This is a genomic window from Streptomyces sp. NPDC016677, assembly GCF_055562815.1.
In genome coordinates, this window is record NZ_JBVHEO010000001.1 from 183625 (window position 1) to 209685 (window position 26061).

Here is a 26061-nt window from a genome sequence, read left to right on the forward strand (position 1 = left end):
GCTCAAGCACGGGCGGGTGCCCGCAGCGCGGCCCCGATGGCCTCGCCGAGCGCTCTGCCCACCGGCGGCGGGGTCGCATGGCCGATCTGCCGGTATCGCGCCGTCTTCAGGCCGGTGATCCGCCACTCCGGTGGGAACGACTGGAGCACGGCCGCCTGGTCGACGGTGATCTTCAGCATCTCGGTGACGTCGTCCGAACGCGGCCACTTGTAGTCCGGCCCGGGCACTTCGTCGGCGAAGACGTTGCCGTTCACGCCCATGCGCGCGAAGGCCTTCTTGGTGCCGGTCGGGCCGACGTCCGGCCCGCCCCGGTTGTCCGAGCCCCCGACGAGGGTCGGCGCCACGGCTCGGGCCTGGTCGGCCCAGGCGTCGGCCTCCGACCAACCCCGCGCGCCCATGGAGCGGCGCAGCGCGTTGCCGAGCGAGACATGTTCCCTCACCGTCGGCACGGGCGGGACGAAGGCGTCGAACCATGGCTTCTTGATCGCCACGAGGACGCCCTGCAACCGTTCCTGGGGGACGCCGAAGTCCGCGGCGTTCAGCACGAACCAACGGTGTCCGTATCCGAGGTGAGCCAGCTCCTCCTCGACGAACGACCGGACCTCCGCGTACACGGGTGAGTCGACGAGCGCGGGCAGGTTCTCCAGGAGCAGGGCGCGCGGCTGGATGCCGTGCGCGAGGTAGACCGCGGCCTTGAGCAGTCGCAGTTCCGGCTCGCTGTCGACACGTGCCACGGCGGCCGACGACTTCACCCGCGGTAGCCCCGCCGAGAGCAGATCGACGTCCAACGTTTCCGGATACTCGTCCGGCACGAAGTCGAACAGGTCCTCGCAGACGACGTTCCACTGCGGCCGGTTGATCCGCAGCGTCTCGCACGCCTGCGGCTTGTTGTCGAGCAGCAGCACCGGCGCGAAGCCTGCGCTCTCCAGCCCCGACGCCAGGCCGCCCGCCCCCGAGCAGACGTCCACGAAAGCCAAATGGTCAGTCATGACCCCCCTCTTCTCTCTTCACCTCACGCGCGATCCTGCGACTGCGCGCTTCCCCCACGGCGCCCCCGCAGCCGCTTCTCCCTGTCGACGGCGGCCTGGACCGCCGCCGCCACCTCACCGGGTGGCCGATGCTCCCAGAACCGCAGTACCGTCCACCCCGCCGCCGTCAGATGGTCCGTGGTCTCCCGGTCCCGGGCCATGTTCCGGTCCAGTTTCCGACGCCACCATTCCGCGTTGGCCTTGGGCTGTGTGGCGTGTTGGGGACAGCCGTGCCAGAAGCACCCGTCGATCAGTACGGCCACCTTGGCCTTGGGAAAGGCCACGTCGATCCGTCGTCGGGGCATGCCCGGGACGGGGTACTCGATCCGGTAGCGCAGCCCGGCAGCATGCAGCAGCCGTCGTACGGCCAGCTCGACCCCGGTGTCCTTGCTCGCCTGCCTGCGCATGCGGGCGGAGACATCGGGAGAAGAGGGCGTCACGCTGTTCACTGTCCGGAGCCTCGCGCACTCAAGTGGTCACGATCGATGATCGTCCTTGCGGTGAAATCTACCGCTCTCGACCTCAGCTGTCCGGGGCGCCGTGACATTCCTGGTAGGAGATGCTCGATCCGCACCAGCACCCGGCCCCCCGCTGCGGCGGCCAGGCCACCGCCCGCCCCCGCGCACCCAAAGTCGTCGCGTACTGCGGCAACAGCGACGCGTCGGCCGGTGACGCGCCCTCCGACGCCGCGAACGCCTCGTAGGACGGGACCGTGCCCCGTACGACCCCCAGGTTCCGGGTCCCCGACGACTCCAGCTCCCTCAGCGCCTCCTCTATCGCCGACAGGTGCTCCTCGTACGACGGGTACTCGGCGGAGAGGGACGGGTAGGCGGTGAGCAGTTCCGTCAGTTCTTCGGCGGGCCAGTGGAGCATGGCGACCGGGAAGGGGCGGGAGAGGGCCTCGCGGTAGGCGCCGAGTTCGGCGCGGAGGCGGGAGATCTCGGCCTCCAGCTCGGCCGGGTTGTCCGAGCCGAGGGACCAGACGCGCTTGGGGTCGTGCAGCTCGTCCAGGGAGACCGGCATGGAGTGCAGGGTGTCGGCGAGGGTGTCCCAGTCGTCGTGGGGCAGGCCCAGCATGCGGCGGACGCGGTGGCGGCCGTAGAGGAGGGGGTGGGTCGGGCGCGGCGGCTCGGGGGCGTCGGCCAGGAGGAGGCGGGCGGCCTCGGTGAAGGTCTCGTGGGCCGCCTCCAGCTCGTCGTGGGACTCCAGGGACTCCGCGACGATGATCCAGGGGGCCGGGTCCCTCGGGGACGCCGCGCGGACGCCCTCGATGATGGCCCTGGCCTCGGCCTCGTGGCCGTACTCCCAGAGGTTGGACGCCTTGAGGGCGCGGACCAGGGCCGGGTTCTCCAGGGTGCCGGGGGCGGAGAGCAGACGGTCGTAGAAGGCCGTCGCGGCGGTCCGCTCGCCGGCCAGCTCCAGGTGGGCCGCGGCCCGCAGCAGCAGGGCCTCGGCGTCCTCGGGGTACAGGCCGGCGGTCCGCTCCAGGCGTGCCGCTTCGGCGGTGTGGTCGACGTTCTCGGCGGGCGTGTCGGGGCGCATGGGGGACACCGTACTGCGGCGTGGTGACAGGCGGGGTGCGGAGCCGTGGGGGCGCCGGCGGTCCCGTGACAGTCCCCGCGGACGATGGCCCGTTGTCCGTGCCACCAGTCACCGTGAACCGCGGTCATGTGCGGCACCGGACCCCGGACCAGGTGGGCCGACTCGGGCGGGGCCTTCGAGGGTCTGCCGGGCCGGGTTCAGGAAATCGGTCAGCGGCGGGCAGTACCCCTCCAGCAGGCGCGTGCCGCGGCCCCGGCGCGAGCACGCGCGCCGCCGCCGATGCCGCACGGCGGACGCGCGTCCCTACGCCCGCTCGTGATCAATACACCCAGCCGGCCAGGTACGCCGCCAGGCCGTCCAGCAGCATGGTGCTGCCCTGCCGCGCCATGTCGCGCTCCTCGGTGGAGTCGCAGGCCTGGGTCACGGTGATGCGCGTGCGCCCGCCGTCCGGTTCGGCGAGTTCGACGGTCATGGCCGCCGGAGCGGGCCTGCCGGGGACGTCCATGCCGACCACGAGGCGGCGGTTCCCCACGACCTCCAGGTCGGAGCCGGTCAGCGGGACCTGCCCGCCGTCCGGGGTGACCATCGTGGACTTCCACCTGCCGCGAGAGGGCAAGCGGAACCTGACCGCAGGCCTAAGGCGTCGGTGCTCAAGTCGGGCCCGGCGTCCCCGCGTTCCGGCCGGCGGCGGCCTCCGGAGACGTGGGTCACGGAACCGATCGCCGAGGGGCCGCGTCTTCTGCGACGGATGCGGTATAACCGGATGAGCGGAAGAGAGTCGTACAGGTGAGCGGGGAGGGGGCGTCGATGGGCGGTAGTCGTAGCGGCGTACGTTTCCGGGCCCTCACCGTGCTGCTCGTCGCGGTGGTGGTGCAGTTCGCCCTGGCCGATGCCGGAGGGCTCTCCGTCACCGTCGCGCTGGCCGCCACCGCCGCGGTCGGTTCCGCGCTCAGCCTCTGCGCCCTCGCCGCCGCGCGCTGCGCGCCCGTCGTGCCGCCCACCCGGGTCCGTACGGCCATCCGCGACCGCGACCGGCGTACGGCCTTCCTGCCGCAACGCGATCCCGACGCCGCCGGCCGCCGCCGGCCCCGAGCGCCCGGCCGCGCCCTCCCGGCGACCGCCGCGTAGGGCACACTTCCACCTCGCCTGCTCACCGACCGCTCATCCGAGCGCCCCCTGAGCACCCGGTGCGCTTCCGCTCACCGTTTTCCCCGCCCCTACCCGGCCCGCCGGTCCCGCCGTTCCCCTCACCCGGCACGACGAGACCCCCGGAGGGCTCCTCACCATGTCCGTATTCGCCGATCTGGTCGACGGCCTCGCCGACCTGCTCCAGCCGCTGTTCGGCGCCGGCGCCGCTGCCGCCGCCATCGTCCTGTTCACCGCGCTCGTACGGCTCCTGCTCCATCCCCTGTCCCGGGCCGCCGCCCGCGGCCAGAAGGCCCGCACCGCACTCCAGCCGAAGATCGCCGAACTGCGCCGCAAGTACGCCAAGCGTCCTGAGAAGTTCCAGCGGGCCGTACTCGACCTGCACGCGGAGGCGAAGGTGTCACCGCTGGCCGGTTGCCTGCCCGGCCTCGTGCAGCTGCCCGCCTTCTTCCTCCTCTACCACCTCTTCTCCAGCACTTCCCTCGGCGGACAGACCAACCATCTGCTCGGCCACCAGCTGTTCGCCGCCCCGCTGGGCGGGAACTGGGGCGACGCGCTGGCGGGCGGCGGGCCCTTCGGCGGCGCCGGGCTCGTCTACGCGGCACTGTTCGCGCTCGTCACCGCCGTGGCCGTGGTCAGCTACCGGCTCACCCGGCGCACGATGGGCGACCGGCCGGTGCTCCCCGCCACCGGGCAGGAGCAACTGCCGGGGGCGGGGGCCGTCACCGCGCTCACCCAGGTCATGCCGTTCATGTCCTTCCTCACCCTCGTCACCGTGGCCGTCGTCCCGCTCGCCGCCGCGCTCTACGTCGTCACCAGCACCACCTGGAGCGTCGTCGAACGGGCCGTCCTGTACCGGTGAGCCGCGGCGAGGTCTTGCGGAGCCGGACGTGACCTTGGAGGATCGACCAGTCCTCCGATGGATTGGCCGCCCGCCGCACCCGGGCGCCGCCCCGCTCCGCCGGACGGGCGGTCCGCGACCGAGGGAGAGAAGAACATGAAGCTGCTGCGAGTCGGTACGGCGGGGGCGGAGCGGCCCGCGCTGCTCGACGCCGACGGCACCCTGCGCGACCTGTCGGGCGTGGTGCCGGACGTCGACGGGACGCTGCTCGCCGACGAGGCGGCGCTCGCCCGGGTCCGGGCCGCCGCCGACGCCGGCGGCCTGCCCGTGCTCGACGGGGCGGGGCTGCGGATCGGGCCGCCGCTGGGCCGGATCGGCAAGGTCGTGTGCATCGGGCTCAACTACCACGACCACGCCCGGGAGACCGGGGCCGAACCGCCCGCCGAACCCGTCGTCTTCTTCAAGGCGGCGGACACCGTGGTCGGGCCGTACGACACCGTGCTCGTACCGCGCGGGTCCGTGAAGACCGACTGGGAGGTGGAGCTGGCGGTCGTGATCGGGCGTACGGCCCGCTACCTGGAGTCGGCGGCGGAAGGGCTCGCGTGCGTCGCGGGGTACGCGGTCGCGCACGACGTCTCCGAGCGGGAGTTCCAGATCGAGCGCGGCGGGACCTGGGACAAGGGCAAGAACTGCGAGACGTTCAACCCGCTCGGCCCGTGGCTGGTGACGGCGGACGAGGTGCCGGACCCGCAGGACCTGCGGCTGCGGCTGTGGGTCAACGGGGAGCTGAAGCAGGACGGGACGACCGCCGAGCAGATCTTCCCGGTGGCGGAGGTCGTCCGGTACGTCAGCCAGTTCATGACCCTGTATCCCGGTGACGTCATCAACACCGGGACACCGGCGGGGGTGGCCATGGGCCGGCCCGAGCCCAAGCCGTACCTGCGGGCCGGGGACGTCGTGGAGCTGGAGATCGAGGGGCTCGGGCGGCAGCGGCAGGAGCTGAAGGGCGCCTGAGCAGGGCGCCCCCCCGTCACCCGAGCAGAGCGGCCAGGCGGCGCCAGCCCTCCCTCGGCAGGGACGCCGCCGGGCCGTCCTCCACCAGCTGGAGGGCGACGTGGTCGGCGCCCGCCTCGTGGAACTCCGCGATCCGGCGGCGGACCGTGTCGTCGTCGCCCCAGGCGAACACCGCGTCGATCAGACGGTCGCTGCCGCCGTCCGCGACATCCGCGTCGGTGAAACCGAGACGGAGGAAGTTGTTGGTGTAGTTGGGGAGCTGGAGGTACCGGCCGAGGTAGCCGCGGGCCGTGGCACGCGCCCGCGCCGGGTCGGCCTCCAGGACCACCTTGAACTCCGGGGCCAGCAGCGGGCCGTCGCCGAGGATCTGCCGGGCCTTCGCGGTGTGCTCGGGCGTGACCAGGTACGGGATCGCGCCCGCCGCCCGGTCCCGGGACAGCTCCAGCATCTTCGGGCCGAGCGCGGCCAGCAGCCGGTGGTGGGCCGGCGCCCCGGCCCGGTCCAGCGCGTCGAGGTAGGCGACCATCGCCGAGTACGGACGCTCGTAGCCCTTCACCATCGGGCCGTGGCTGACGCCCAGGCCGAGCACGAAACGGCCGGGGTGGGCCACCTCCAGCTCGGCGAAGCGGGCGGCGGCCTCGGACGCCTCGTGCTCCCAGATGCTCTGGATGCTGGTGCCGACCACGATCCGCGAGGTCGCCTCGATCAGCGGGACGGCGTGCCCGGCGGAGCTGTTGCCGCCCAGCCACAGGGCGCCGAAACCCAGCTCCTCCAGTTCGGCCGCGGCCTCGGCGCGTGCGCCGCGCCCCTCGGCGTCCTCGGCGCGCAGGGCGGCGCTCCAGACGCCGTACCGTCCGACGGATTTCCTCAGGGCAGCCGCGGTGTCGCTCATCGGTTCCGGTCCCTCCGGTGGGGTGCGGTGACGATCATTCATCTACCGCGTGCCAACCACGGCGTACCGGAGGGGATTCCCGGCGGACGGCCGGACGGGTGAGCGGTTCCTGGAGCGGTCACCGCTCGGTCACCGCGCCAGGAACCGCTCCAGCGCCTCCACCACCAGCCGGTGGTCCTGGAGCTGCGGCAGCCCGGAGACCGTCACCGCGCCGACCACACCGGCACCCTCCACGGTGACCGGGAAGGAGCCGCCGTGCGCCGCGTAGGTGTCGGGGTCCAGCCGCGAGGACTCCTCGAACGTCGTGCCCTTGGCCCGGAACCGGGCGCCGACCAGGTACGACGCGTGGCCGTACCGCTCCACCACCCGGCGCTTGCGGGCGATCCAGGCGTCGTTGTCGGGTGTGGAGCCGGGCAGCGCGGCGTGGAAGAGCTGCTGTCCGGACCGGTGGATGTCGACGGCCACCGGCGCCTGGCGCTCACGGGCCAGCTCCACCAGGAGCGAACCCAGCGCCCACGCGTCGTCGTGGGTGAAGGAACGGAAGACCAGGCGGCGTTCCTGCGCCTCCAGCTCCTCCAGGCTCGGCGTCAGCTCGGGCCTCGTCGTCACAGCGCCACCACCGATCCGTCGCGGGCCGATCGCCGGGCCGCCTCCAGGACGTCCAGGGCGGCCGCCGCCTCCAGGGCGCCCACCGGCTGGGGACCGCCCTTCAGCAGGGCCTCGGCCACCGCCGCGTAGTAGGCGGGGTAGTCACCGGGCAGGGACGGCACGGCCTGCCCGCCGCCGGTCGCCGGGGACTCGCCGGAGCCCAGCCGGCCCCACAGCGACTCGTCCTCCTCGCCCCAGCCGGGCCCGGGCCGCTCGCCCGCGCGCAGCGCCGCCTCCTGCGGGTCCAGGCCGTACTTGACGTACCCGGCCTTCGAGCCCAGCACCCGGAAGCGGGGGCCGAGCTGGGCGGTGGTGGAGGAGACGTAGAGGTGGGAGCGGACCCCGTTCGCGTGGGTGAGCGCGAGGAACGTGTCGTCGTCGGCCTCCGCGCCCGCGCGCCGGACCAGGGACTCGGCGTACACCTGGGTGACCGGGCCGAACAGCACCAGCGCCTGGTCGACGACGTGGCTGCCGAGGTCGTACAGCAGACCTCCGATCTCTGCCGGGTCGCCGGACTCCCGCCAGCCGCCCTTGGGCTGGGGGCGCCAGCGTTCGAATCGGGACTCGAACCGCCATACGTCGCCCAGGGCGCCGTCGGCGAGGAGTCCCTTGAGGGTGAGGAAGTCGTTGTCCCAGCGGCGGTTCTGGAAGACCGAGAGCAGCAGGCCGCGCTCCTCGGCCAGCGACGCCAGCGCGCGTGCCTCGGCGGCGGTGCCCGCGAGGGGCTTGTCCACCACGACCGGCAGGCCGGCCTCCAGGGCCCGGGTGGCGAGCGGGACGTGCGTCTTGTTGGGGGAGGCGAGGACGACCAGGTCGAGTTCGCCGGCGCGGGCGAACAGCTCGTCCGGAGTGCCGGCGAGCCGTACGCCGGGGAACTCGGCGCGGGCCTGCCGCTGCCGCTCCGGGCTGGACGTGACCACCGTGTCCAGGGCGAGTCCCCCGGTGGCGGCGATCAGCGGGGCGTGGAAGACGGAGCCCGCGAGGCCGTAGCCGACGAGGCCGACGCGGAGGGGAGGAGTGCCAGTCATACGTCCACTTTGGCAACCGTGTTGCCAAAGTGCAAGCAGCGGCGACAATGGCGGGGTGAACAGGACGAACGGCCCCGGACCCGAAGCCGGCCCACCGGCCCCGCGCAGCCGCGGCACCGCCCTGGTGCTGGACCTGCTGCGCACGGCCGGGGCGGAGGGCATCAGCAGGCTGGAGCTGGCCGAGCGGACCGGGCTCACCCCGCAGGCGATCAGCAAGATCACCGCGCGGCTGCGGGCGGACGGCCTCGCCGCCGAGGCCGGACACCGGGCGTCCACGGGCGGCAAGCCGCGCACGGTCCTGCGGCTGCTGCCGGAGGCCGGGCACGCGGTCGGCGTCCACCTGGACCGCGACGAACTGCGGGCCGTCCTGGTCGACCTGGCGGGCACGGTGGCGGGGGAGCGGCGGGCCCCGCTCGACCTGGGCGCGGGCTCCGGGGCCGTGCTGAGGGACGTGGCCCGCGAGGTGACCGGCCTGGTCACGGACGTCCTCCGGGTGCCCGCTCCCCCCACCCTGCTCGGCGTCGGCGTCGCCCTCCCCGGCCCCCTCGACCACGCCCGGGGGGTGCTGCACCGGGTCACCGGTTTCCCCGAGTGGGACGGCTTCCCGCTGCGGGACGCGCTGGCCGGGCGGCTCGGCGCGCCGGTCGTCGTCGACAAGGACACCAACGCGGCGGCGCTCGGCCTCGCGGTCGGCGGCGAGCGCGGCTCCTTCGCCTACCTGCACCTGGGGACCGGGCTCGGCGCGGGGCTGGTGTTCGACGGGAGCGTGTACCGGGGGGCGCGGACGGGGGCGGGGGAGTTCGGGCACCAGGTGATCCAGCTCGACGGGCCGCCCTGCCCGTGCGGCGCCCGCGGCTGCGTCGAGGCACTCTGCCTGGCCGCCGTGGCACGCGGCGACCTCGCCGAGGCGGCCCGCGTCCTGGGCGCGGGCGCCGCCAACCTGGCCGGGCTGCTCGACATCGACCTGGTCCTCCTCGGCGGCCGTACGGTGTCCGGCGCGCCGGACGCGTTCGTCGGCGGGGTCGGCGCGGTGCTGGACGCCCGTGCCCGGCGCGAGGGCGGGCGGGAGACCGCCGTGCCGGTACGGGTCGCGCCCGGCGGGGCGCGCGCGATCGCGCGGGGCGCGGCCCACCTCGTACTGTCGCCGCTGTTCGGCCGGGGGGACGCGTGACGCGTGACGCCGTACGCGGGCCATGCGGCGCGGACGGGGGGTGCGTGACGCCGCACGCGGGCTACGCGGCGCGGACGGGGGTGCGTGACGCGTGACGCCGTACGCGGGCCATGCGGCGCCGGACGCGGTGCGGAGCGGTCGGCACCCCCACCGCCGGACGGCCCCCGCTGCGCCGGTCGGCGGCGCGCGGTACGCCCGTTCGGAGGGGGCGACGGAGTGGCACCGCCCATCCGTGCGCGTGCGGCACGCTCATGTGTTCATGCGACTGTGTGCACCCGTGTCACCCTGCCTGGTGGCGGCAGCCGCCCTCCTCGCCGGCCCTGCCTCCGCGCCGGCCCCGGCGTCCGCCGCCCCGGCCCCGGGACCCGCCCCCCTCCCCGCCTGCGCAGCCCCCGACGACCACACCTTCCCGCTCACCACCCGCGTCCACGGCGGCCCCGGCGGCTACGAGGCCGGCGGCGGCCCCGGCACCTGGTACCTGGACCTGACCAACACCACCGACCGCACCTGCGCGGGCATCCACCCCGTGGTCGTCCTCGTCGACGAACAGCGCGTGCTGAAGCCCGCCCAGCCCCGCATGGAGTTCCACGACGGCGACGGCCGCCCGCACGCCGTCCGGTTCGAGGCGACCGACGCGGACGAACTGGTCGGCGTCCTCGCCGCCGACGACGCCGGCTTCCCCGGCTTCACCGTCGAGGCCGGGCGCACGCTCACCGTGCGGATCCGGCTCGCGCTCACCCCGGACACCGCGCCCGGCCGGATCACCGCCAACGCCGCCGTCGTCCAGCGCCGCGAGGGCGACGGCGACTGGATCGGCCAGTCGAACGACTACCGCTTCCGCGTCACGCCCGGGGACCGCACCGGTACCGGCGAGCCCGGCACCGCGAGCCCGGCCCCCTCCGGCCGCCTGCCGTTCGCCGACGAACTCGCCGGTACGGGGCTGGGCCGGACCTACGCCGTACTGGCCGCCGCCGCGCTGCTGGCCGCCGCCGGCGCCACCGCCGTCGCGCTGGCCCGCCGACGCCGCTGACGGACGACCCGACCCGGCACGGACGCACCCGGCGCGGTCGCACCCGGCGCGGTCGCACCCCGCAGGGACGTACACCGACGTCTGCGACCATCCTCGCGTGGACTACCCGAACGACCAGGCCCCCGGCGCCCCCGTCCGCTCCGGCATCCCGGAGCACGGCCGCGTACCGAAGTACTACGCCGTCAAGGCGCGCATAGACCGACTCGTGGACGAACTGGGGGAGGGCGCCCCCATCCCGACCGAACGCGACCTCTCCGAGCGGTACGACGTCGCCCGCGAGACCGTCCGGCAGGCCCTGCGCGAACTGGTGCTGGAGGGCAAACTGCGCCGGCAGGGCCGCGGCACGGTGGTCGCCGGCCCCAAGCTGGCGCAGCCGCTGTCGCTGGCCAGCTACACCGAGGGCGTGCGCCGTCAGGGCCGTACCCCCGGCCGTTCCCTCGTCACCCTCGACCGCTTCCCCTGCCCCGAGGCCCTCGCCGCCGAGACCGGCCTGATACGCGGCGAGCCCGTCTGGCACCTGGAGCGCGTCCTGCTCGCCGACGACGAGCGGGTCGGCCTGGAGAGTACGTACGTCGCCGTGGCCAGGGTCCCGCGGCTGGACCGCGACTTCGACCCCGACTCCTCCTTCTACGCCTACCTGGACCGCCAGGGCATCGGTTTCGCCGGCGCCGACGAACGGATCGAGACCGTCCTCGCCACCCCGCGCGAGGCCCTGCTCATCGGCACCCCGCCCGCCCTGCCGATGCTCCTCATCCACCGCGTCTCCCGCGCCACCGACGGCGGCCCGCTGGAACGGGTGCGGACGCTGTACCGCGGCGACCGGTTCTCCTTCACCACCCACCTGGGTAACGGATAGATAACGGGTCTAGCCCAAACGTGATGGCCGGTTCACGCTCTCGTTGTCAGCCGGATTCCTCCGGTTCCCCGATGACGAGGAGCGTGACCGACGTGAGAGTGATAGTCGTCGGAGCCGGCGTGGTGGGCACCATGCACGCCTGGCACGCAATCAGCCGCGGCCATGAGGTCGTACAGATCGAGCGCGAGTCGGAGGCTCGCGGCGCCTCGTTGCGCAATTTCGGCCAGATATGGGTGAGCGGCCGGGCGGGCGGCGAGGAACTGGACACCGCCCTGCGGGCCCGGGAGCTGTGGGAGGAGATCGGCGGCCGGGTCCCGGCGCTGGGCTTCCGCCCCAACGGCTCCCTGACCCCCGTACGCGGCGAGCGGGAACGCGCCGTCGCCGAGGCCGCCGTGGCCCGCCCGGACGCCGCCGCCCGCGGGTACCGGCTGCTCGGCGCGGACGAGGCGCGGGCCGTGAACCCCGCCCTGCGCGGCGAGTTCGACGCCGCCCTGTACTGCGAACGGGACGCGGCCGTCGAGCCGCGCACCGCCCAGCTCGCCCTGCGGGCGGAACTGCGCAAGTCCCCGGCGTACACCTTCCTGCCCGGCCGCGAGGTCCGCGACGTCATCGGCGAGAACGCCGTCCGCGACGACCACGGCGACACCCACACCGGCGACGCCGTCGTCCTGTGCACCGGCGCCTGGCTCGGCGGCCTGGTGCGCGAACTGGCCGGCCCGGACCTGCCGGTGCGCCGGGTCCGCCTCCAGATGATGCAGACCGACCCCCTCGGCGAACCGCTCACCACCTCGGTCGCCGACGCCGACAGCTTCCGCTACTACCCGGCGTACGCCTCGCCCGCCCTGGACGAGCTGAACGCCGCCCAGCCGCAGCCGGCCACCGCCGCCGAGCACAGGATGCAGCTGCTGATGGTGCAGCGCGCCGACGGCGGCCTGACCATCGGCGACACCCACGAGTACGAGCACCCCTTCGCCTTCGACACCCTCGAAGACCCCTACGAGCACCTCGCCGGCGTCGTCGAGTCCCTCCTCGGCCGCCCGCTGCCGACGGTCCGGCGCCGCTGGGCCGGTGTGTACGCGCAGTGCGTCGACACCCGCCGCGTCGTGCACCGCCAGCGGGTCCGCGACGGCGTCTGGCTGGTCACCGGGCCCGGCGGGCGCGGCATGACCTGCTCGCCCGCGATAGCCGAGACCACCGCGAACGAACTGGGCTGGTGACACACGTGCCTTCCGACCTGCGTTCCGACCTGCGTTCCGACCTGCCTTCAGACCCCGTCCGCCTCGTCGTCCTCGACATGGCCGGCACCACCGTCGCCGACGGCGGCCTGGTCGAGCGCGCCTTCGACATCGCCGCCCGTGAACTGGGCGTCGAGCCCGGCAGCGACGACCACGCCGACAAGCTCGCCCACGTCCGCGCCACCATGGGCGAGTCCAAGATCTCCGTCTTCCGCCACCTGTTCGGCGCCGAGGACCGCGCCCAGCGGGCCAACGCCGCCTTCGAGAAGGCGTACGGCGAACTCGTCGGCGCCGGCCTGATCGCCCCCGTCCCCGGCGCCCGTGAGGCCGTCGAGGAACTCGCCGCCGACGGCCGCACCACCGTCCTGACCACCGGCTTCGCCCGCGTCACCCAGGACGCGATCCTCGACGCCCTCGGCTGGCGCGACCTGGTGCCGCTCACCCTGTGCCCCGCCGACGCGGGCGGGCGCGGACGGCCGTACCCGGACATGGTCCTGGAGGCGTTCCTGCGCACCAGGGCCGCCGACTCCCTGGCCCAGGTCGCCGTCGTCGGCGACACCTCCTACGACGTGCTCACCGGCGTACGCGCCGGGGCGGGCCTGGTCGCCGGCGTCCGCACCGGAGCCCACGGCGACGACGCCTTCCGCGCGGCCGGCGCCACCCACGTCCTGGACTCGGTCGCGGCCCTGCCCGCGCTCCTGCGGGGAGCGGGCTGATGGGCATCCGTTTCGACGGCGTGACCGTCGCCTACGACGGCAACGTGGTTCTGGACGCCCTCGACCTCACCGTCGCCCCCGGCGAGGTCATGGCGCTGCTCGGGCCGTCCGGCTCCGGCAAGACCACCGCGCTGCGGGCGGTCGCCGGGTTCGTGCGGCCCGCCGCCGGGCGGGTCTTCCTCGGCGACCGCGACGTCACCGACCTGCCGCCGCACCGGCGCGGGATCGGCATGGTCGTCCAGCAGTACGCCCTCTTCCCGCATCTGCGCGTCGAGGACAACGTCGCCTTCGGGCTGCGCGCCCGCAAGACCGCCAAGGCCGAGATCCGGACCCGGGTCGCCGAGGCGCTGGAGATGACCGGCATGGCCGCCTACGCCCGCCGCCACCCGCGCGAACTCTCCGGCGGCCAGCAGCAGCGCGTCGCCATCGCCCGCGCCCTCGCCGTCCGCCCGGACGTCCTCCTCCTCGACGAACCGCTCTCCGCCCTCGACGCCCGGCTCCGCTCCGGCATGCTCGCGGAACTCGCCCGGCTGCACCGGGAACTCCCCGACGTGACGATCCTGTACGTCACCCACGACCAGGTCGAGGCGCTGACCCTGGCCGACCGGATCGCGGTGATGGACCGGGCGCGACTGCGGGCGTGCGGGACACCGAGGGAGCTGTACCGGGCGCCGACGGACGCGTTCACGGCGTCCTTCGTGGGCGGCGCGAATCTGCTGCCGGTCACGGTGGGCACCGGGGCAGTGGTCCTCGGGGACGCCGAGATAGCGGTCGGCACGGCGGGGATCGCGCCGGGCGCGCAGGCCACGCTGTGCGTACGGCCGCATCTGATCGGCCTCGGTGACGGCCCCAACCGGATCACCGGCACGGTGTCGGAGATCCAGTGGCGGGGCGCGACGCACCGCCTGTACGTCGAGGCCGGCGGCCACCGGGTCATGGCGGATGTGCGGGAGCTGCGAGAGCCTCCGGCGCTCGGCGACGAGGTGACGTTGCACTTCGCGGCCGAGGACGCGGCGCTGCTGCCCGCGGGGGTGAGCGGTGACTGAGGCCAGGTCCGAGGCGCGGGCCGCCGGTGGCCGGCCGTACGGTTCCCCGCGCCCCTACGGGGCGCTGCTGTGGACGTTGCCTCCCGTCGCGCTGCTCGCCCTCGTCTTCCTCTACCCCCTCGCCCTCGTCGTCCAGCAGTCGTTCCAGCCGGACACCGGAGGGACGTCGGTCCAGCCGTACGCCGATGTCTTCGCCTCGGAGGCGTTCCGGGACGCGCTGTGGACCACCGTGTGGCTGGCGGTCGCGGCCACCGTCGGCTGCCTGGTCCTCGGGTTCGCGCTCGCCCTGGTGATCGCCTTCGTGCCGTTCCCGGGTGCCCGCGCCGTCTCCCGTTTCATCGACGTCTTCCTCTCCTTCCCGTCCTTCCTGATCACCCTCGCCCTGCTGTTCGTCTACGGCACGGCCGGCATGGCCAACGGCCTGTGGACGGACGTCACCGGGGCAGCCGAGGGACCGTTCCGGTTCCTCACCACCCCGTGGGGCGTACTGCTCGCGGAGATCACGTACTTCACCCCGTTCGTGATGCGCCCGCTGCTCGCCGCGTTCTCGCAGCTGGACACCGCCCAGCTGGAGGCGGCCGGCTCGCTCGGCGCCCGCGCGCCCCGCATCGTGCGGCAGGTCGTCCTGCCGGAGGCGCTGCCCGCGCTCGCGGCCGGCGGCAGCCTCGTCCTCGTCCTGTGCCTCAACGAGTTCGGCATCGTGCTGTTCACCGGCGCGAAGGGCGTCACGACCCTGCCCATGCTCGTGTACGGCAAGGCGATCCTGGAGTCCGACTACCCGGGCGCCTGCGTGGTCGCCGTCGTCAACGTCCTGATCTCCGTGGGCCTGTACGGCCTCTACCGGGTGGTGAGCCGCCGTGCTGGTGCATAGCCGCGGGGCCAGGTGGGCGGTGTGGGCCGTCTTCCTCGTCCTCTTCCTCCCCCTGTTCGCCCTCCCCCTCCTCGTCGTCCTCGGCGCCTCCTTCGCCACCCACTGGTCCAGCGTCCTGCCCTCCGGCCTCACCACCGCCCACTACCGGGCGGCCACCCGCGGCGAGTCCCTCCAGGCCCTGACCACCAGCCTGGTCACCGCCCTCACCGCCAGCCTCCTCGCCCTGGCCGCCGGCACCTGGGCGGCACTGGCGGCGGCGGCCCTCAGGAGCCGGTACCGCAAGGTCATGGACGCCCTGTTCGTCCTGCCGGTCGCCGTGCCCTCGGTGGTCGTCGGCCTCGCCACCCTGGTCGCCTTCTCGCAGCCGCCGTTCCTCCTCAACGGCACCCGCTGGATCGTGATCATCGCCCATACGGTCCTGGTCACCGCGTTCGCGTACCAGTCCGTCTCCGCCGCGATCACCCGCCTCGACCCGGCTTACGAACAGGCCGCCGCCTCCCTCGGCGCACGCCCCGCGTACGTCCTGCTGCGGGTGCGGCTCCCCCTGCTGCTGCCGTCCCTCAGCGCCGCCGCCGGCCTCTGCTTCGCCCTGTCGATGGGCGAACTGAGCGCCACGATGATGCTCTACCCGCCCGACTGGACCCCGCTGCCGGTCCTGATCTACGCCTCCACCGACCGCGGCGCCCTGTTCACCGGCTCGGCGATCGCCGTGGTCCTGATGACGGCGACCCTGCTGGTGCTGCTCGCCGTGTCCCGTATCCGCACCAAGGCGTCATACCGCTAGCCCACCCGATACCGCCGGCCCCCCCGATCACCCTGCAAGGAGTCCACCTCGCCATGCGCACAAAGCCCCTCCTGTCGCTCACCGCCCTCTGCCTCCTCGCCCTCCCGCTCACCGCCTGCGGCACCGGCACCGCCGCCTCCGACGAGAACGTCGTCACCGTCTACAGCGCCGACGGCCTGCGCGGCGAGAACGGCGACGGCTGGTACGACCAGGTCTTCGAGGACTTCGAGAAGGAGACCGGCATCGAGGTCGAGTACGTCGAGGGCGGCTCCGGCGAGATGGTGCAGCGCGTCGCCCGCGAGAAGAACAACCCGCAGGCCGACGTCCTCGTCACCCTCCCGCCGTTCATCCAGCAGGCCGACACCAAGGGCCTCCTCCAGAAGTACGCGCCCAAGGGCGCCGACCAGGTCGACGACGCCGGCAAGGCGGCGAACGGCACCTGGACCGCCGTCGTCAACAACTACTTCGGGTTCGTCTACAACAAGAAGGAACTGAAGCAGCCCCCCACCACCTGGCAGGACCTGCTCGACACGAAGTACGAGAACAAGCTCCAGTACTCCACCCCGGGCGTCGCCGGCGACGGCACCGCCGTCCTCATCAAGGCCATGCACGACTTCGGCGGCGAGCGGCCCGCCCTGGAGTACCTGAAGAAGCTCCAGGCCAACAACGTCGGCCCGTCCGCCTCCACCGGCAAGCTCGCCCCCAAGGTGGACAAGGGCGAACTGCTCGTCGCCAACGGCGACGTCCAGATGAACTACGCCCAGACCAAGTCGATGCCCCACCTCGGCATCTGGTTCCCGGCGGGGGCGGACGGCGAGCCCACCACCTTCGCCCTCCCCTACGCGGCCGGCCTGGTCACCAAGGCCCCGCACACCGAGAACGGCCGGAAGCTCCTCGACCACCTGCTGAGCGAGAAGGCCCAGCGGCAGGTCAGCGCGGTCGGCGGCGGCTTCGCCGCCCGCCGGGACATCGAGGCCGCCGACGCCGACGCCACCGCCCTGGCGCGGCTGATGGACGGCGTGCGGGTCTTCGAGCCGGACTGGACCGACATCGAGGAGAACCTGACCTCCTACGTCGACGCCTGGAAGGCGGCCACCGGCAGCTGAGCCCCGGACGAGGACGTCGAGGACGTCAGACGAGATCCACCAGATCCGCGATCGAGTCCACGATCTTCGTGGGCCGGTACGGGTACTGGTGGATGTCGGCCGTCGTCGTCAGCCCCGTCAGGACCAGGAAGGTCTCCATCCCGGCCTCCAGACCGGCCAGTACGTCGGTGTCCATCCGGTCACCGATCATGGCGCTGGACTCGGAGTGCGCGCCGATGACGTTCAGCCCGGTGCGCATCATCAGCGGGTTCGGCTTGCCGATGAAGTACGGGTCCTTCCCCGTGGCCTTGGTGATCAGCGCCGCCACCGAACCCGTGGCGGGCAGCGCGCCCTCCGGGGACGGCCCGGTGTTGTCGGGGTTGGTCGCGATGAACCGGGCACCCGCGTTGATCAGCCGGATCGCCTTGGTCAGCGCCTCGAAGGAGTACGTCCGCGTCTCGCCCAGCACCACGAAGTCGGGGTCGGTGTCCGTCATGACGTACCCCGCCTCGTGCAGGGCGGTGGTCAGACCGGCCTCGCCGATGACATAGGCGGTGCCGCCGGGGTGCTGCGTGTCCAGGAACTTCGCCGTGGCCAGCGCGGAGGTCCAGATGTTCTCGACCGGCACCTCCAGGCCGATCCGGTTCAGCCGGGCGTGCAGGTCGCGGGCGGTGTAGATCGAGTTGTTGGTGAGGACCAGGAACGGCCGCCCGGAGTCCCGCAGCTTCTTGATGAAGGCGTCGGCGCCGGGCACCGGCACGCCCTCGTGCATCAGCACCCCGTCCATGTCGGTGAGCCACGATTCGATGGGCTTGCGCTCTGTCATACGGGCGGACTCCTGCCGTGCGTGGACCGGGGACGGACCTGGGGACGGGCCCGTGGACGACCATGCTAAGCACCAAACCCGTCGCGGCCCGCCGTCCCCCGTTCGGAGCAGCCCCGCGCCCGCACCGGATGCGGCCGCCCGGCGCCCGGGGGAGTCTCCAAGGTGACTGGAGGTGCACGATGGGCTCACTGAAAGCCACCCTCTGCGCCGGGACCGCGCTGCTCGCCGCGCTCGCCCCGGCGACGGCGTACGCGCAGGACACCGGCCGGGTGTCGGTGACCCCCGCGCACCCCGCCCCCGGCACGGACGTCACCCTCCGCGTGCCCGGCTGCGCCGAGAGGTCCGCGGTGGCCGCCTCGGCGGCCTTCGAATCCGCCGTACGGCTCTCCCTGACCAGCAGCGACGGCGCGCTGGTCGGCGCCGCCCGGATCCGCGCCTCGGCCGCGGCCGGCGCCCACGGGGTCGAGGTCCGCTGCGGCTCCCAGCGGAGCGAGGGCCGCCTCACCGTCACCGAGCGCCCCCGGCAGCCGGAGAGCGGACGCCCCGAGGCCCCGGCGACGGCCACCGTCCACGCCTCGCCCGCCGCCCCCGTCGACGCGGGCGGCGGCGCCGCCGCGCACCGGCTGGCCGCCACCGGCGCCGGGAACGCCCGCGCCCCCCAGGGCGAGAGCCGCCCGGCCGGACCCGGCACGGCCCACGCCGTCACCGGCCTGGTGCTGGCCGGCGTCGCCGCCGTGGCCGTCGCGCTGCGCAGCGCCCGCCGGAGCCGCGGGACGGACTGACCGACATGTCCGACCGGAACGACCACGGGGAACCCCCCACCACTCCGGCCCGCCTCGTGACCGGCATCGCCTGGACGGTGCTGCTCCTCGGCCTGTGGCTGTGGGGCCGCGACGCCACCGACGGCATATCCGGGCCGGCCACCGGCGACATGGCGGCGGCCGGCCGGCCCCCGTACCTCTCCCTCCCGCCCGCCCACCACCCGCTGGCCGGCGACGCCGAGCCGCAGCGCCTCGACATACCCCGCCTCGGTGTCCGGGCCCCGGTGACCGGCCGCGGCCTCGACGCCCGGGGCGCCCTGGACCCCCCGCCGTTCACCAGCCCCGGCACGGTCGGCTGGTGGGCGGCCGGCACCACCCCGGGCGCGGCCGGCACCGCCCTGATGGTGGGCCACGTCGACACCGAGACCCGCCCCGCCGTCTTCTACCGGCTCAGCACCCTCGAACCCGGGGACACGATCAAGGTGCTCCGCACCGCCGCCGCCGACGCCGACGCCGAGTCGGCCGCGGACGTCGCCGAGTTCACCGTGGACGACGTCCAGGTCCTCCCCCGCGACGGCTTCGACGCCCGCCAGGCCTACGGCCCCCGCCGCTCCGGACGGGCCGAGCTGCGGCTGATCACCTGCGGCGGCACCTTCGACCGGGTCAGCGGCACCTACACGGCCAACGTGGTCGTCTCGGCCTACCTCACCGGCACCGGCCCCGGCACAGACCCCGGCACAGACCCCGGCGCCGGCACCTGACGGACACCTCGTGGGCGCCACTCCCGTATGTCAGGATTGACCCCTGGAACAGTGCACCCAGGGGGGTTGGATGTACGGCAGCAGGGGGGCCGGCGGTTTTGCCGGGACTTCCGCGGCGACACGCGTGTCCGCGGCGGTGCTGGGGGCGGCACTGCTGATCACGGGATGTTCGTCGGGCGACGACGGGAAGGACGGCGACCAAGGCCAGGGCAGGGACAAGGACGCCGGCGCCGGCGCCGGCATCACCCAACAGCCCAAGGAGACCGACCCGTTCTGGGTCAACCCGGACAGCACCGCGGCCCGGCAGCTCGCCGCCCTGGAGAAGGCCGGCAAGGACGCGGAGGCCGCGCGGGTCCGGAAGATCGCCGAGCAGCCGGTCGGCGAGTGGATCAGCCCGGAGAACCCCGAGGAACAGGCCCGCGGTTTCACCGAGGCCGCCGACGAGGCCGGCCGCACCGCGCTGCTCGTCCTCTACAACATCCCGCACCGCGACTGCGGTCAGTACTCCCAGGGCGGCGCCGCCGACGGCGACTCCTACCGCGCCTTCGTCGACGCCGTGGCCAAGGGCATCGGCGACCGCCCGGCCACCGTGATACTCGAACCGGACGCGGTCCTGCACCTGGTCGACGGCTGCACCCCCGAGGAGTTCCACGAGGAGCGCTACGACCTGCTGGGCGGCGCCGTCGACCAGCTCAAGGCGCTGAAGAACACCAAGGTCTACCTGGACGCGGGCAACGCCGGCTGGGGCAACCCCGACCAGATCCACGAGCCGCTGAAGTGGGCGGGCGTCGACCGGGCGGACGGCTTCGCGGTCAACGTCTCCAACTTCTACTCCACCGAGGACTCCACCGCCTACGGCAAGCAGCTCTCCGCCAAGGTCGGCGGCAAGCACTTCGTCATCGACACCAGCCGCAACGGCAACGGCCCCTACACCGGCGGCGACGAGGCCGAACGCTGGTGCAACCCGCCGGGCCGCGCCCTCGGCGAAACCCCGACGACCCGCACCGACGACCCGCTGGTCGACGCCTACCTGTGGGTCAAGCGGCCGGGTGAGTCCGACGGCGAGTGCAAGGGCGGCCCGAAGGCCGGGCAGTGGTGGGAGGAGTACGCCCTGGAACTGACCCGGGGCGCGGGCGGCTGACCCCCGGACGCCCCCACCGGTCGGGCGGGTGGTGCCGCCCGGATGGCCGGTTCCGCCCGCCGCGGCGTTTGTCCTCCTCCCTCGGCCGTCATACCTGTCGTTGACCATGTCGGCGGACGGCGGACGGCCAACGGAAGAGAGCTGCGGTGCGGATCGGAGAAAAGGCGGGCAGACGCGGGGCGGTGGCGACGGCGGCGCTGCTGCTGATCGGGGTGGCGGCCGGACGGCCCGCCGAGGCGGACACCGCGGCCCCGGCGTCGTCGGTGATCGCGCAATGGGCGCAGCGGGTGTCGGAAACCGTGGACCTCACGGGAGAACTGATCAACCCCGAGGAAGCGGTGTGGCACGCGTACGTCTCGCTGGCCATGTACAACGCGGTGGTGGGCGTCGAGGGGCGGTACGTCCCCTACCGCTGGCGCGGGGCGCGGGCCGCGCGCGGGGCGTCGGCCGAAGCGGCTGCCGCGACGGCGGCGTACCAGGTGCTGCGGGCCGGCTTCCCGCAGGCCGGAGCCGGCCTGGAGAAGGCGTGGCAGGCGTCCCTGGCCAAGGTTCCGGACGGCCCCGGCGAGAAGGCGGGCGTGGCGTTCGGACAGCGGTCGGCGCAGCACCTCATGGCGCTGCGCGCGAACGACGGACGCGGCGCCTTCGTGCCGTTCACGCCCGCGCCCGCGCCCGGGGTGTGGCGGCCGACGCCGCCCGCCCACCAGGGCTTCACCTCGGCGTGGGTCGGCCGGCTGCGCCCGTTCCTCCTGGACGCGCCCGACCGGTTCCGCCCCGGCCCGCCGCCCCGGCTGACCTCGGCCCGGTACGCGCGGGACCTGGCGGAGGTGAAGGCGTACGGCGCGAAGACCGGCTCGCGCCGCAGCGCCTGGCAGACGGAGACGGCGCGGTTCGTGGCCCGGGTGGAGGTCCAGTACCCGCTGGGCGACCACGCCGCACGGCACGGTTTCGACATCGTCGAGACGGCCCGGCTGTACGCCGCCGTGAACACCGTCGTCATGGACGCCACGATCACCGCCTGGGACGCCAAGCTCCACTACGGCACCTGGCGGCCGGTCACCGCCATCCGCGAGGCGGACACCGACGGCAACCCCGCGACCCGGGCCGACCCGACGTGGGAACCCCTGCTCAACACGCCCGCGCACCCCGACTACCTCAGCGGCCACGCCACCTGGTCGGCCGCCTGGATGCGCACGCTGGAGAAGCTGTTCGGCACCTCCCGCGTCGACCTCGACATGCGCTCGGCCGACACCGGCACCATCCGGCACTACGAGCACGCCGACGACTTCGTCCGTGACGTCGTCGACGCGCGGGTGTGGGCCGGCATCCACACCAGGACCGCGGACGTCGCCGGCGCCGTCACCGGCGAGCGGGTGGCCTCCTGGGCGATGAGACGCTACTTCCGGCACGCCTAGGAGGGCCAGGGGAGCACCGCTCGGTGCCCCCGGTGTCAGAAGACGCTCACGGCACCTGAACCCACTGCGCCGTGCTCGGCACCCCGTCCCCGTCGGTCACGAACATCATGTACCAGCCGGACTGCACGAGGTTCTTGCTCTCCGGCACGGTCACCGTCACCTTGTCACCGTCGACCTCGTAGTCCAGCGCGATGGACCGCTGATCGACATCCGTGACGTGCGTGGACGCGCTCGGCCGGATCAGCCGCACCTTCTTGATGGAGGCCGCCGCCTTCGAGGTGAACGTCCCCGACTCGCCCCGCTCGATGGTCCCCGGCCCGCCCGCGAGGTCGGGCCGCTCCCCGCCGTACAGATACGGCGGCGTGTAGATCTCGATGCGCTGCTCGAACTTGCCCGGCTTGGTGTTGGCCTTGTCGCCGTACAGCGAGTCCGACCCGAAGAACATCACCCGCCCGTCGGGCAGCAGGATCGAACCGGAGTGGTAGTTGCGCCCCACCAGCGGATCGGCGACCCGCTCGAAGGTGTTGTCCTCGGTGTCGTAGAGCCGCGCCTGGAGGATGTTGGAGTCGCTGCGCCCCCGGTAGTCCTGCGAACCGCCGGACACCAGCACGCTGTCGTCGGGCAGCACCGACGCCTGCGGGTACCGCGTCCCCTTCTCCAGCGAGGGTCCGTCCACGAACTGCGGACTGTCGGCCTTCAGGTCGACGATCCGTGTCTTCTCGCTCGACAGCCTGGACTCGCCGACCCCGCCGCCGCCGATCACCATGTACTTCTCGTCCTGCGCGGGCGGCAGCAGCACCGTGCCGGACGTCTCCATCATGTTCGCGTCGCTCAGCCCGGGGATCTCGTCGAACTCGTTGGTCTCCACGTCCCACACGCCCGGCTCACGCCCGACGTCGTCGGGCCCGTACCCCGCGTTCGAACCCGAGTAGAACACCTTGCCGTTCTGCATCAGGAACAGCGCCGGGTACGTCGGGAACTGACGGGTCTTGTCGGTGTAGGTCCACTTCTTGGTGTCCGGGTCGTAGATCTCGTTCTTGCCCGGGACGAGCTGGCCGATGTCGTCGAGGCCGGAGACGCTGAGGATCGTGCCGTCGCTCAGCGTGGTGAGCGTCGGGTACCAGCGGGCCTCGTGCATCGGGTCGACCTTGATGTACTTCTCGGCGACCGGGTCGAACTCGTAGGCGTCCCGGATGCCCTGGAAGTCCTTCTTGTCGAGGGCGAGCTTCTCCGCGATGCCGTACGTGTTGCGCGCGTCCGCCCCGGACAGCCCCTGCACGGTGTAGTTGTCCTGCGTCCCCGTCTCGTACTCCGAGCCGCTCTTCTGCGCCTCGACGTAGATCCGGCCGAGCCCCGGGTCGTTGCGCAGGAACGCGCCGGTCTCCTCGTCGAAGACCTTCTCGGCGCGCGGCACCAGCACCGGGTCCTTGGAGACGAAGGTCTTGCCGTTCTCCTTGCCGGTGAACTTGGTGCCCGCGGGCAGGGTGATCGGCTTGTCCGGGTTCTCGTTGTGCACCACCATCAGGCCGCCGGCCTTGGTGACGTCGCCCTTCAGCTTCTCGTACCGCTTGGTGCCGCCCGCGATCAGCAGATTGCCGTTGGCGAGCTGGGTGTGGCCGGTGCAGAACAGGTCGGTCGGGGTCGGCACCTTCTTGATCGTGCCCTTGACGGGGTCCCAGATCCGGGTGTCGAACCTCTTCGCGTCGAAGTTGTCCGCGTTGTTGCCCGACCCGGCGACGAGCAGCACCTTGCCGGTGCGCAGCAGCGCCGCGTGGATGGTGTTCTGCTTGTACTCGTCCGGGAAGTCGATGATCTCCCAGCGGCCGTTGGCGGCCTTGTACTCCGGCTGGTTGATCTTGTACTGGTGGTATTTCTCGGTGCCGAAGCGGTACAGCCACGGCCCGTTCATCCCGGCCAGCGCGAGTACCACCACCGTGCCTATCGCGAGTCGACGGGCCCGACGGCGGCCGGCCTGGTGCTTCATTCCTTACGTCCCCCAAGTCCGCCCAGGGCGATCTGCATGGTCTGGTCGTCGCCCCCGCCGGAGGCGGCCCACGTGGGGCGCTGCTGCGGGGCGTGCGGCCCCGGGTGCTGAGCCGGCGCCTGCGGCTCGGGCGCGGGAGCCGGGGCCGGCACCGGTGCCGACGGCTGCGGCCCGGCCGCGACGGGCGCCGGGGCGGGCTGCTCCCGCGCGGCGGAGCGCCTCGCCTTCCGCATCTGGTGCCGCCACGCGAACATCGGCGACGCGGTGATCAGCAGCGCGAACGTGGCCCAGGTGATCATCGCGGGGTGCGCGTGGCCGTACACGAACCCGGCGGCCATCGAGGCGGCGAAGACCAGGATGAAGTACCAGTGGTAGCGGAAGGTGCCGAACCAGGTGTCCGGGCTGGCCGAGTCGCCCTTCGGGGTCACCACGAACTTGCTCTTGCGGCGCAGCACCGAGTCGATCAGCGCCTTGGCGTACAGCGGTGCCGACAGCGCCGACATCACCATGCCCGCGACACCGCCGGAGCCCTCGGGCTCGTGCGGGGAGATGTTGTGGCGGCGGTTCCAGACGTACAGGCCGATCTGGAGCGCGGAGGCGTTGCCGTAGAGCATCAGCCAGACCGCCGGGTCGATGTTGACGCCCGACGCGCCCAGGCCCAGGAACAGGGCGCAGCTGAGCGCCGCGAGTATCCAGTTCATGGCCGACATCGGATAGAAGATGATCATCATCGTGTAGTTGAAGAGCTTGCTCGGCGGCAGCGAGTACCAGCCCTTCCAGTACTGCTTGAGGATCGTCTCGTACGTCCCGCGCGACCAGCGCATCTGCTGGGTGAAGAAGTCCGTCCAGGCGTTCGGGCCCTCGCCGACCGCGAGCACGTCGGGGGTGTAGACCGAGCGCCACTTGCGTCCCGTCGCGGGGTTGCGGTGCCGGTGGATCTCGAAGCCCGTCGCCATGTCCTCGGTGATCGAGTCGTACAGGCCGCCGATCTGCTTGAGCGCCTTGATGCGCACCGCGTTGGAGGTGCCCACGAACATGGGGGAGCCGTAGCGGTTGCCGGCCCGCTGGATCAGCGCGTGGAAGAGGAACTGCTGGGACTCGGCGGCCTTGGTGACCGGGTTGTCGTAGTTGCCGTAGACCTGCGGGCCGATGACGAAGCCGACGTCCGGGTCGCGGAAGTAACCGAGCATCCGCTCCAGGTAGTTCGGCAGCGGTACGTGGTCGGTGTCGACGGAGGCGAAGTAGTCGTAGTCGTCGCCGTGCGCGTCCAGCCAGGCGTTGTAGTTGCCGTGCTTGGTCTTGGCGCGGTGCGGGCCCTTGGCCTGGTTCCACTTGGCGACGCCCTTGCGGGAGAAGTGGTGCACGCCCAGGCGCGCGCAGACCTCCTTCACCTCCGGGTCGTCGCCCTCGTCGAGCAGCCAGACGTGCATCACGCCCCGGTGGCGGATCTTGACGGCCGCCTCCAGGGTCTTGGTCACCATCTCCAGCGGCTCCTTGCCGGGCACGAAGGAGGTGAGGAACGCGACCCGGGTGCCGGACTCGGGCACCACCGGGACGGGGTCGCGGGCGACCAGGGTGGCGTGCGCGTTGGACAGCACGTTCAGGCAGCGGAACAGCTCGATCAGACCGATCGAGACGAGCATCACGACGTCGAGCGCGGGCAGCCAGTCGAACGCCGGGTAGTCCCGCTCGGTCCAGTGTTCGGGCTGGAGCAGCCAGACCAGCAGGACCACCGACAGCAGCGGCGCCGCCGCCAGCATCAGCGCGACGCGGACGCGGTGCGGTTCCTGCGAGAGCAGCGAGCGGTAGCGGACCTGGTAGGGCCGGTCCGGGTCCTCGGGCTGGGTGAGGGGGCCGGCCAGCCGGCTGTAGTGCTCGTAGTCGTAGCGCGGCAGCGTCTTCTTTATCCGACGGAACGTGCCCGTGGTGGACATCCGGAGCGAGTCCACTCTCAGCTGGGTGGTCTCGGACGGATCGAAGTCCGGTCCGGCGCCCGGCGGCGTCGACGTCATGAGTCATCCCCCCACACGCAGGTCACGCGTGTTTCGTCGCGTACAGCGCCCGGTGCCGGTTCCCCTGGACCGTCACAGGCGTAACAGTGGTGGATCGCCGTCACCACATCGTCCACACCTTATAGACATGGAACGGCGTCCTTCCGGTTGCATGATGCCCCCTCGGCATCCGGGCCTCCTGCGGGCCCCTCACCCCGCAGTACCGCCAACCGGCTCCGTGCCCCCTCG

The 26061-nt window shown here is 73.0% G+C and carries 26 protein-coding genes; 16 read left to right on the plus strand and 10 right to left on the minus strand.

What is annotated here, in order from left to right:
• Nucleotides 1-2: 2 nt before the first annotated feature.
• The 4 genes from ACZ3IG_RS00765 to ACZ3IG_RS00780 all read right to left on the minus strand — a co-directional run bounded on the left by ACZ3IG_RS00765 (nt 3) and on the right by ACZ3IG_RS00780 (nt 3186).
• The gene (locus ACZ3IG_RS00765; protein WP_467427746.1) at nt 3-989 is read right to left on the minus strand and encodes a DNA cytosine methyltransferase; all 987 of its coding nucleotides are present in this window, start codon (nt 987-989) and stop codon (nt 3-5) included.
• Nucleotides 990-1012: 23 nt separating this feature from the next.
• The gene (locus tag ACZ3IG_RS00770) at nt 1013-1435 is read right to left on the minus strand and encodes a very short patch repair endonuclease (RefSeq protein ID WP_467429137.1); all 423 of its coding nucleotides are present in this window, start codon (nt 1433-1435) and stop codon (nt 1013-1015) included.
• A 115-nt stretch (nt 1436-1550) separates the two neighbouring features.
• A complete protein-coding gene (locus tag ACZ3IG_RS00775) occupies nt 1551-2570 on the minus strand; it encodes a hypothetical protein (RefSeq protein WP_467427749.1) in 1020 nt (339 codons plus the stop codon).
• A 319-nt stretch (nt 2571-2889) separates the two neighbouring features.
• Entirely contained in the window at nt 2890-3186 is a 297-nt protein-coding gene (locus ACZ3IG_RS00780; protein WP_467427750.1) for an SRPBCC family protein, read from the minus strand.
• A 191-nt stretch (nt 3187-3377) separates the two neighbouring features.
• On the opposite strand from ACZ3IG_RS00780, the gene ACZ3IG_RS00785 reads away from it, so the two are divergent.
• The 3 genes from ACZ3IG_RS00785 (at nt 3378) to ACZ3IG_RS00795 (ending at nt 5571) form a co-directional block, all read left to right on the plus strand.
• On the plus strand, nt 3378-3698 hold the full coding sequence (locus tag ACZ3IG_RS00785; protein ID WP_467427751.1) for a DUF6412 domain-containing protein: 321 nt from the start codon (nt 3378-3380) through the stop codon (nt 3696-3698).
• A gap of 157 nt (nt 3699-3855) precedes the next feature.
• Nucleotides 3856-4578: a YidC/Oxa1 family membrane protein insertase gene (locus tag ACZ3IG_RS00790; protein ID WP_467427753.1), complete on the plus strand. Its 723-nt coding sequence runs from the start codon at nt 3856-3858 to the stop codon at nt 4576-4578.
• A 135-nt stretch (nt 4579-4713) separates the two neighbouring features.
• Nucleotides 4714-5571, plus strand: coding sequence for a fumarylacetoacetate hydrolase family protein (locus tag ACZ3IG_RS00795; protein ID WP_467427755.1), 858 nt, complete (start codon nt 4714-4716; stop codon nt 5569-5571).
• Nucleotides 5572-5587: 16 nt separating this feature from the next.
• Here ACZ3IG_RS00795 and ACZ3IG_RS00800 read toward each other — a convergent pair whose 3' ends face one another.
• The 3 genes from ACZ3IG_RS00800 to ACZ3IG_RS00810 all read right to left on the minus strand — a co-directional run bounded on the left by ACZ3IG_RS00800 (nt 5588) and on the right by ACZ3IG_RS00810 (nt 8139).
• Complete coding sequence (locus ACZ3IG_RS00800) at nt 5588-6463, minus strand: LLM class F420-dependent oxidoreductase (protein WP_467427756.1); 876 nt, start codon at nt 6461-6463, stop codon at nt 5588-5590.
• A gap of 129 nt (nt 6464-6592) precedes the next feature.
• Nucleotides 6593-7072, minus strand: a complete 480-nt coding sequence (locus ACZ3IG_RS00805; RefSeq protein WP_467427758.1) for a heme-degrading domain-containing protein — start codon at nt 7070-7072, stop codon at nt 6593-6595.
• Nucleotides 7069-8139 carry a Gfo/Idh/MocA family oxidoreductase gene (locus ACZ3IG_RS00810; protein ID WP_467427760.1) on the minus strand — a complete coding sequence of 357 codons (1071 nt, stop codon included), beginning with the start codon at nt 8137-8139 and terminating at the stop codon, nt 7069-7071. Before ACZ3IG_RS00810 ends, ACZ3IG_RS00805 begins: the two co-directional genes overlap by 4 nt.
• Before the next feature lie 55 nt (nt 8140-8194).
• On the opposite strand from ACZ3IG_RS00810, the gene ACZ3IG_RS00815 reads away from it, so the two are divergent.
• The 9 genes from ACZ3IG_RS00815 (at nt 8195) to ACZ3IG_RS00855 (ending at nt 16954) form a co-directional block, all read left to right on the plus strand.
• Nucleotides 8195-9310 carry an ROK family transcriptional regulator gene (locus tag ACZ3IG_RS00815; RefSeq protein WP_467427761.1) on the plus strand — a complete coding sequence of 372 codons (1116 nt, stop codon included), beginning with the start codon at nt 8195-8197 and terminating at the stop codon, nt 9308-9310.
• Between the two features lie 259 nt (nt 9311-9569).
• Nucleotides 9570-10340: a hypothetical protein gene (locus ACZ3IG_RS00820; protein ID WP_467427762.1), complete on the plus strand. Its 771-nt coding sequence runs from the start codon at nt 9570-9572 to the stop codon at nt 10338-10340.
• Between the two features lie 97 nt (nt 10341-10437).
• Nucleotides 10438-11196: a GntR family transcriptional regulator gene (locus ACZ3IG_RS00825; protein WP_467427764.1), complete on the plus strand. Its 759-nt coding sequence runs from the start codon at nt 10438-10440 to the stop codon at nt 11194-11196.
• A 92-nt stretch (nt 11197-11288) separates the two neighbouring features.
• Nucleotides 11289-12413: a TIGR03364 family FAD-dependent oxidoreductase gene (locus ACZ3IG_RS00830; protein WP_467429139.1), complete on the plus strand. Its 1125-nt coding sequence runs from the start codon at nt 11289-11291 to the stop codon at nt 12411-12413.
• Nucleotides 12414-12418: 5 nt separating this feature from the next.
• A complete protein-coding gene (locus ACZ3IG_RS00835) occupies nt 12419-13147 on the plus strand; it encodes an HAD family hydrolase (RefSeq protein WP_467427765.1) in 729 nt (242 codons plus the stop codon).
• On the plus strand, nt 13147-14193 hold the full coding sequence (locus ACZ3IG_RS00840) for an ABC transporter ATP-binding protein (RefSeq protein WP_467427766.1): 1047 nt from the start codon (nt 13147-13149) through the stop codon (nt 14191-14193). The genes ACZ3IG_RS00835 and ACZ3IG_RS00840 overlap by 1 nt, the downstream gene beginning before the upstream one ends.
• Nucleotides 14186-15064, plus strand: a complete 879-nt coding sequence (locus tag ACZ3IG_RS00845) for a 2-aminoethylphosphonate ABC transporter permease subunit (protein WP_467427768.1) — start codon at nt 14186-14188, stop codon at nt 15062-15064. The genes ACZ3IG_RS00840 and ACZ3IG_RS00845 overlap by 8 nt, the downstream gene beginning before the upstream one ends.
• The gene (locus ACZ3IG_RS00850; RefSeq protein WP_467427770.1) at nt 15051-15848 is read left to right on the plus strand and encodes an ABC transporter permease; all 798 of its coding nucleotides are present in this window, start codon (nt 15051-15053) and stop codon (nt 15846-15848) included. Before ACZ3IG_RS00845 ends, ACZ3IG_RS00850 begins: the two co-directional genes overlap by 14 nt.
• A gap of 53 nt (nt 15849-15901) precedes the next feature.
• A complete protein-coding gene (locus ACZ3IG_RS00855) occupies nt 15902-16954 on the plus strand; it encodes a 2-aminoethylphosphonate ABC transporter substrate-binding protein (protein WP_467427771.1) in 1053 nt (350 codons plus the stop codon).
• 25 nt (nt 16955-16979) lie between these two features.
• Here the strand turns inward: ACZ3IG_RS00855 and ACZ3IG_RS00860 are convergent, their stop codons facing one another.
• Complete coding sequence (locus ACZ3IG_RS00860; protein WP_215166535.1) at nt 16980-17759, minus strand: HAD-IIA family hydrolase; 780 nt, start codon at nt 17757-17759, stop codon at nt 16980-16982.
• 179 nt (nt 17760-17938) lie between these two features.
• On the opposite strand from ACZ3IG_RS00860, the gene ACZ3IG_RS00865 reads away from it, so the two are divergent.
• The 4 genes from ACZ3IG_RS00865 (at nt 17939) to ACZ3IG_RS00880 (ending at nt 21837) form a co-directional block, all read left to right on the plus strand.
• On the plus strand, nt 17939-18541 hold the full coding sequence (locus tag ACZ3IG_RS00865) for a hypothetical protein (RefSeq protein WP_467427773.1): 603 nt from the start codon (nt 17939-17941) through the stop codon (nt 18539-18541).
• 5 nt (nt 18542-18546) lie between these two features.
• A complete protein-coding gene (locus tag ACZ3IG_RS00870; protein WP_467427775.1) occupies nt 18547-19281 on the plus strand; it encodes a class F sortase in 735 nt (244 codons plus the stop codon).
• 70 nt (nt 19282-19351) lie between these two features.
• The gene (locus ACZ3IG_RS00875) at nt 19352-20422 is read left to right on the plus strand and encodes a glycoside hydrolase family 6 protein (protein ID WP_467427777.1); all 1071 of its coding nucleotides are present in this window, start codon (nt 19352-19354) and stop codon (nt 20420-20422) included.
• 146 nt (nt 20423-20568) lie between these two features.
• Nucleotides 20569-21837, plus strand: a complete 1269-nt coding sequence (locus ACZ3IG_RS00880; protein ID WP_467427778.1) for a vanadium-dependent haloperoxidase — start codon at nt 20569-20571, stop codon at nt 21835-21837.
• Nucleotides 21838-21883: 46 nt separating this feature from the next.
• Here ACZ3IG_RS00880 and glxA read toward each other — a convergent pair whose 3' ends face one another.
• Both glxA and ACZ3IG_RS00890 read right to left on the minus strand, forming a co-directional pair.
• On the minus strand, nt 21884-23821 hold the full coding sequence (gene glxA, locus ACZ3IG_RS00885) for a radical copper oxidase GlxA (RefSeq protein WP_467427780.1): 1938 nt from the start codon (nt 23819-23821) through the stop codon (nt 21884-21886).
• The gene (locus tag ACZ3IG_RS00890) at nt 23818-25833 is read right to left on the minus strand and encodes a glycosyltransferase family 2 protein (RefSeq protein WP_467427782.1); all 2016 of its coding nucleotides are present in this window, start codon (nt 25831-25833) and stop codon (nt 23818-23820) included. The genes glxA and ACZ3IG_RS00890 overlap by 4 nt, the downstream gene beginning before the upstream one ends.
• Nucleotides 25834-26061 lie beyond the last annotated feature (228 nt).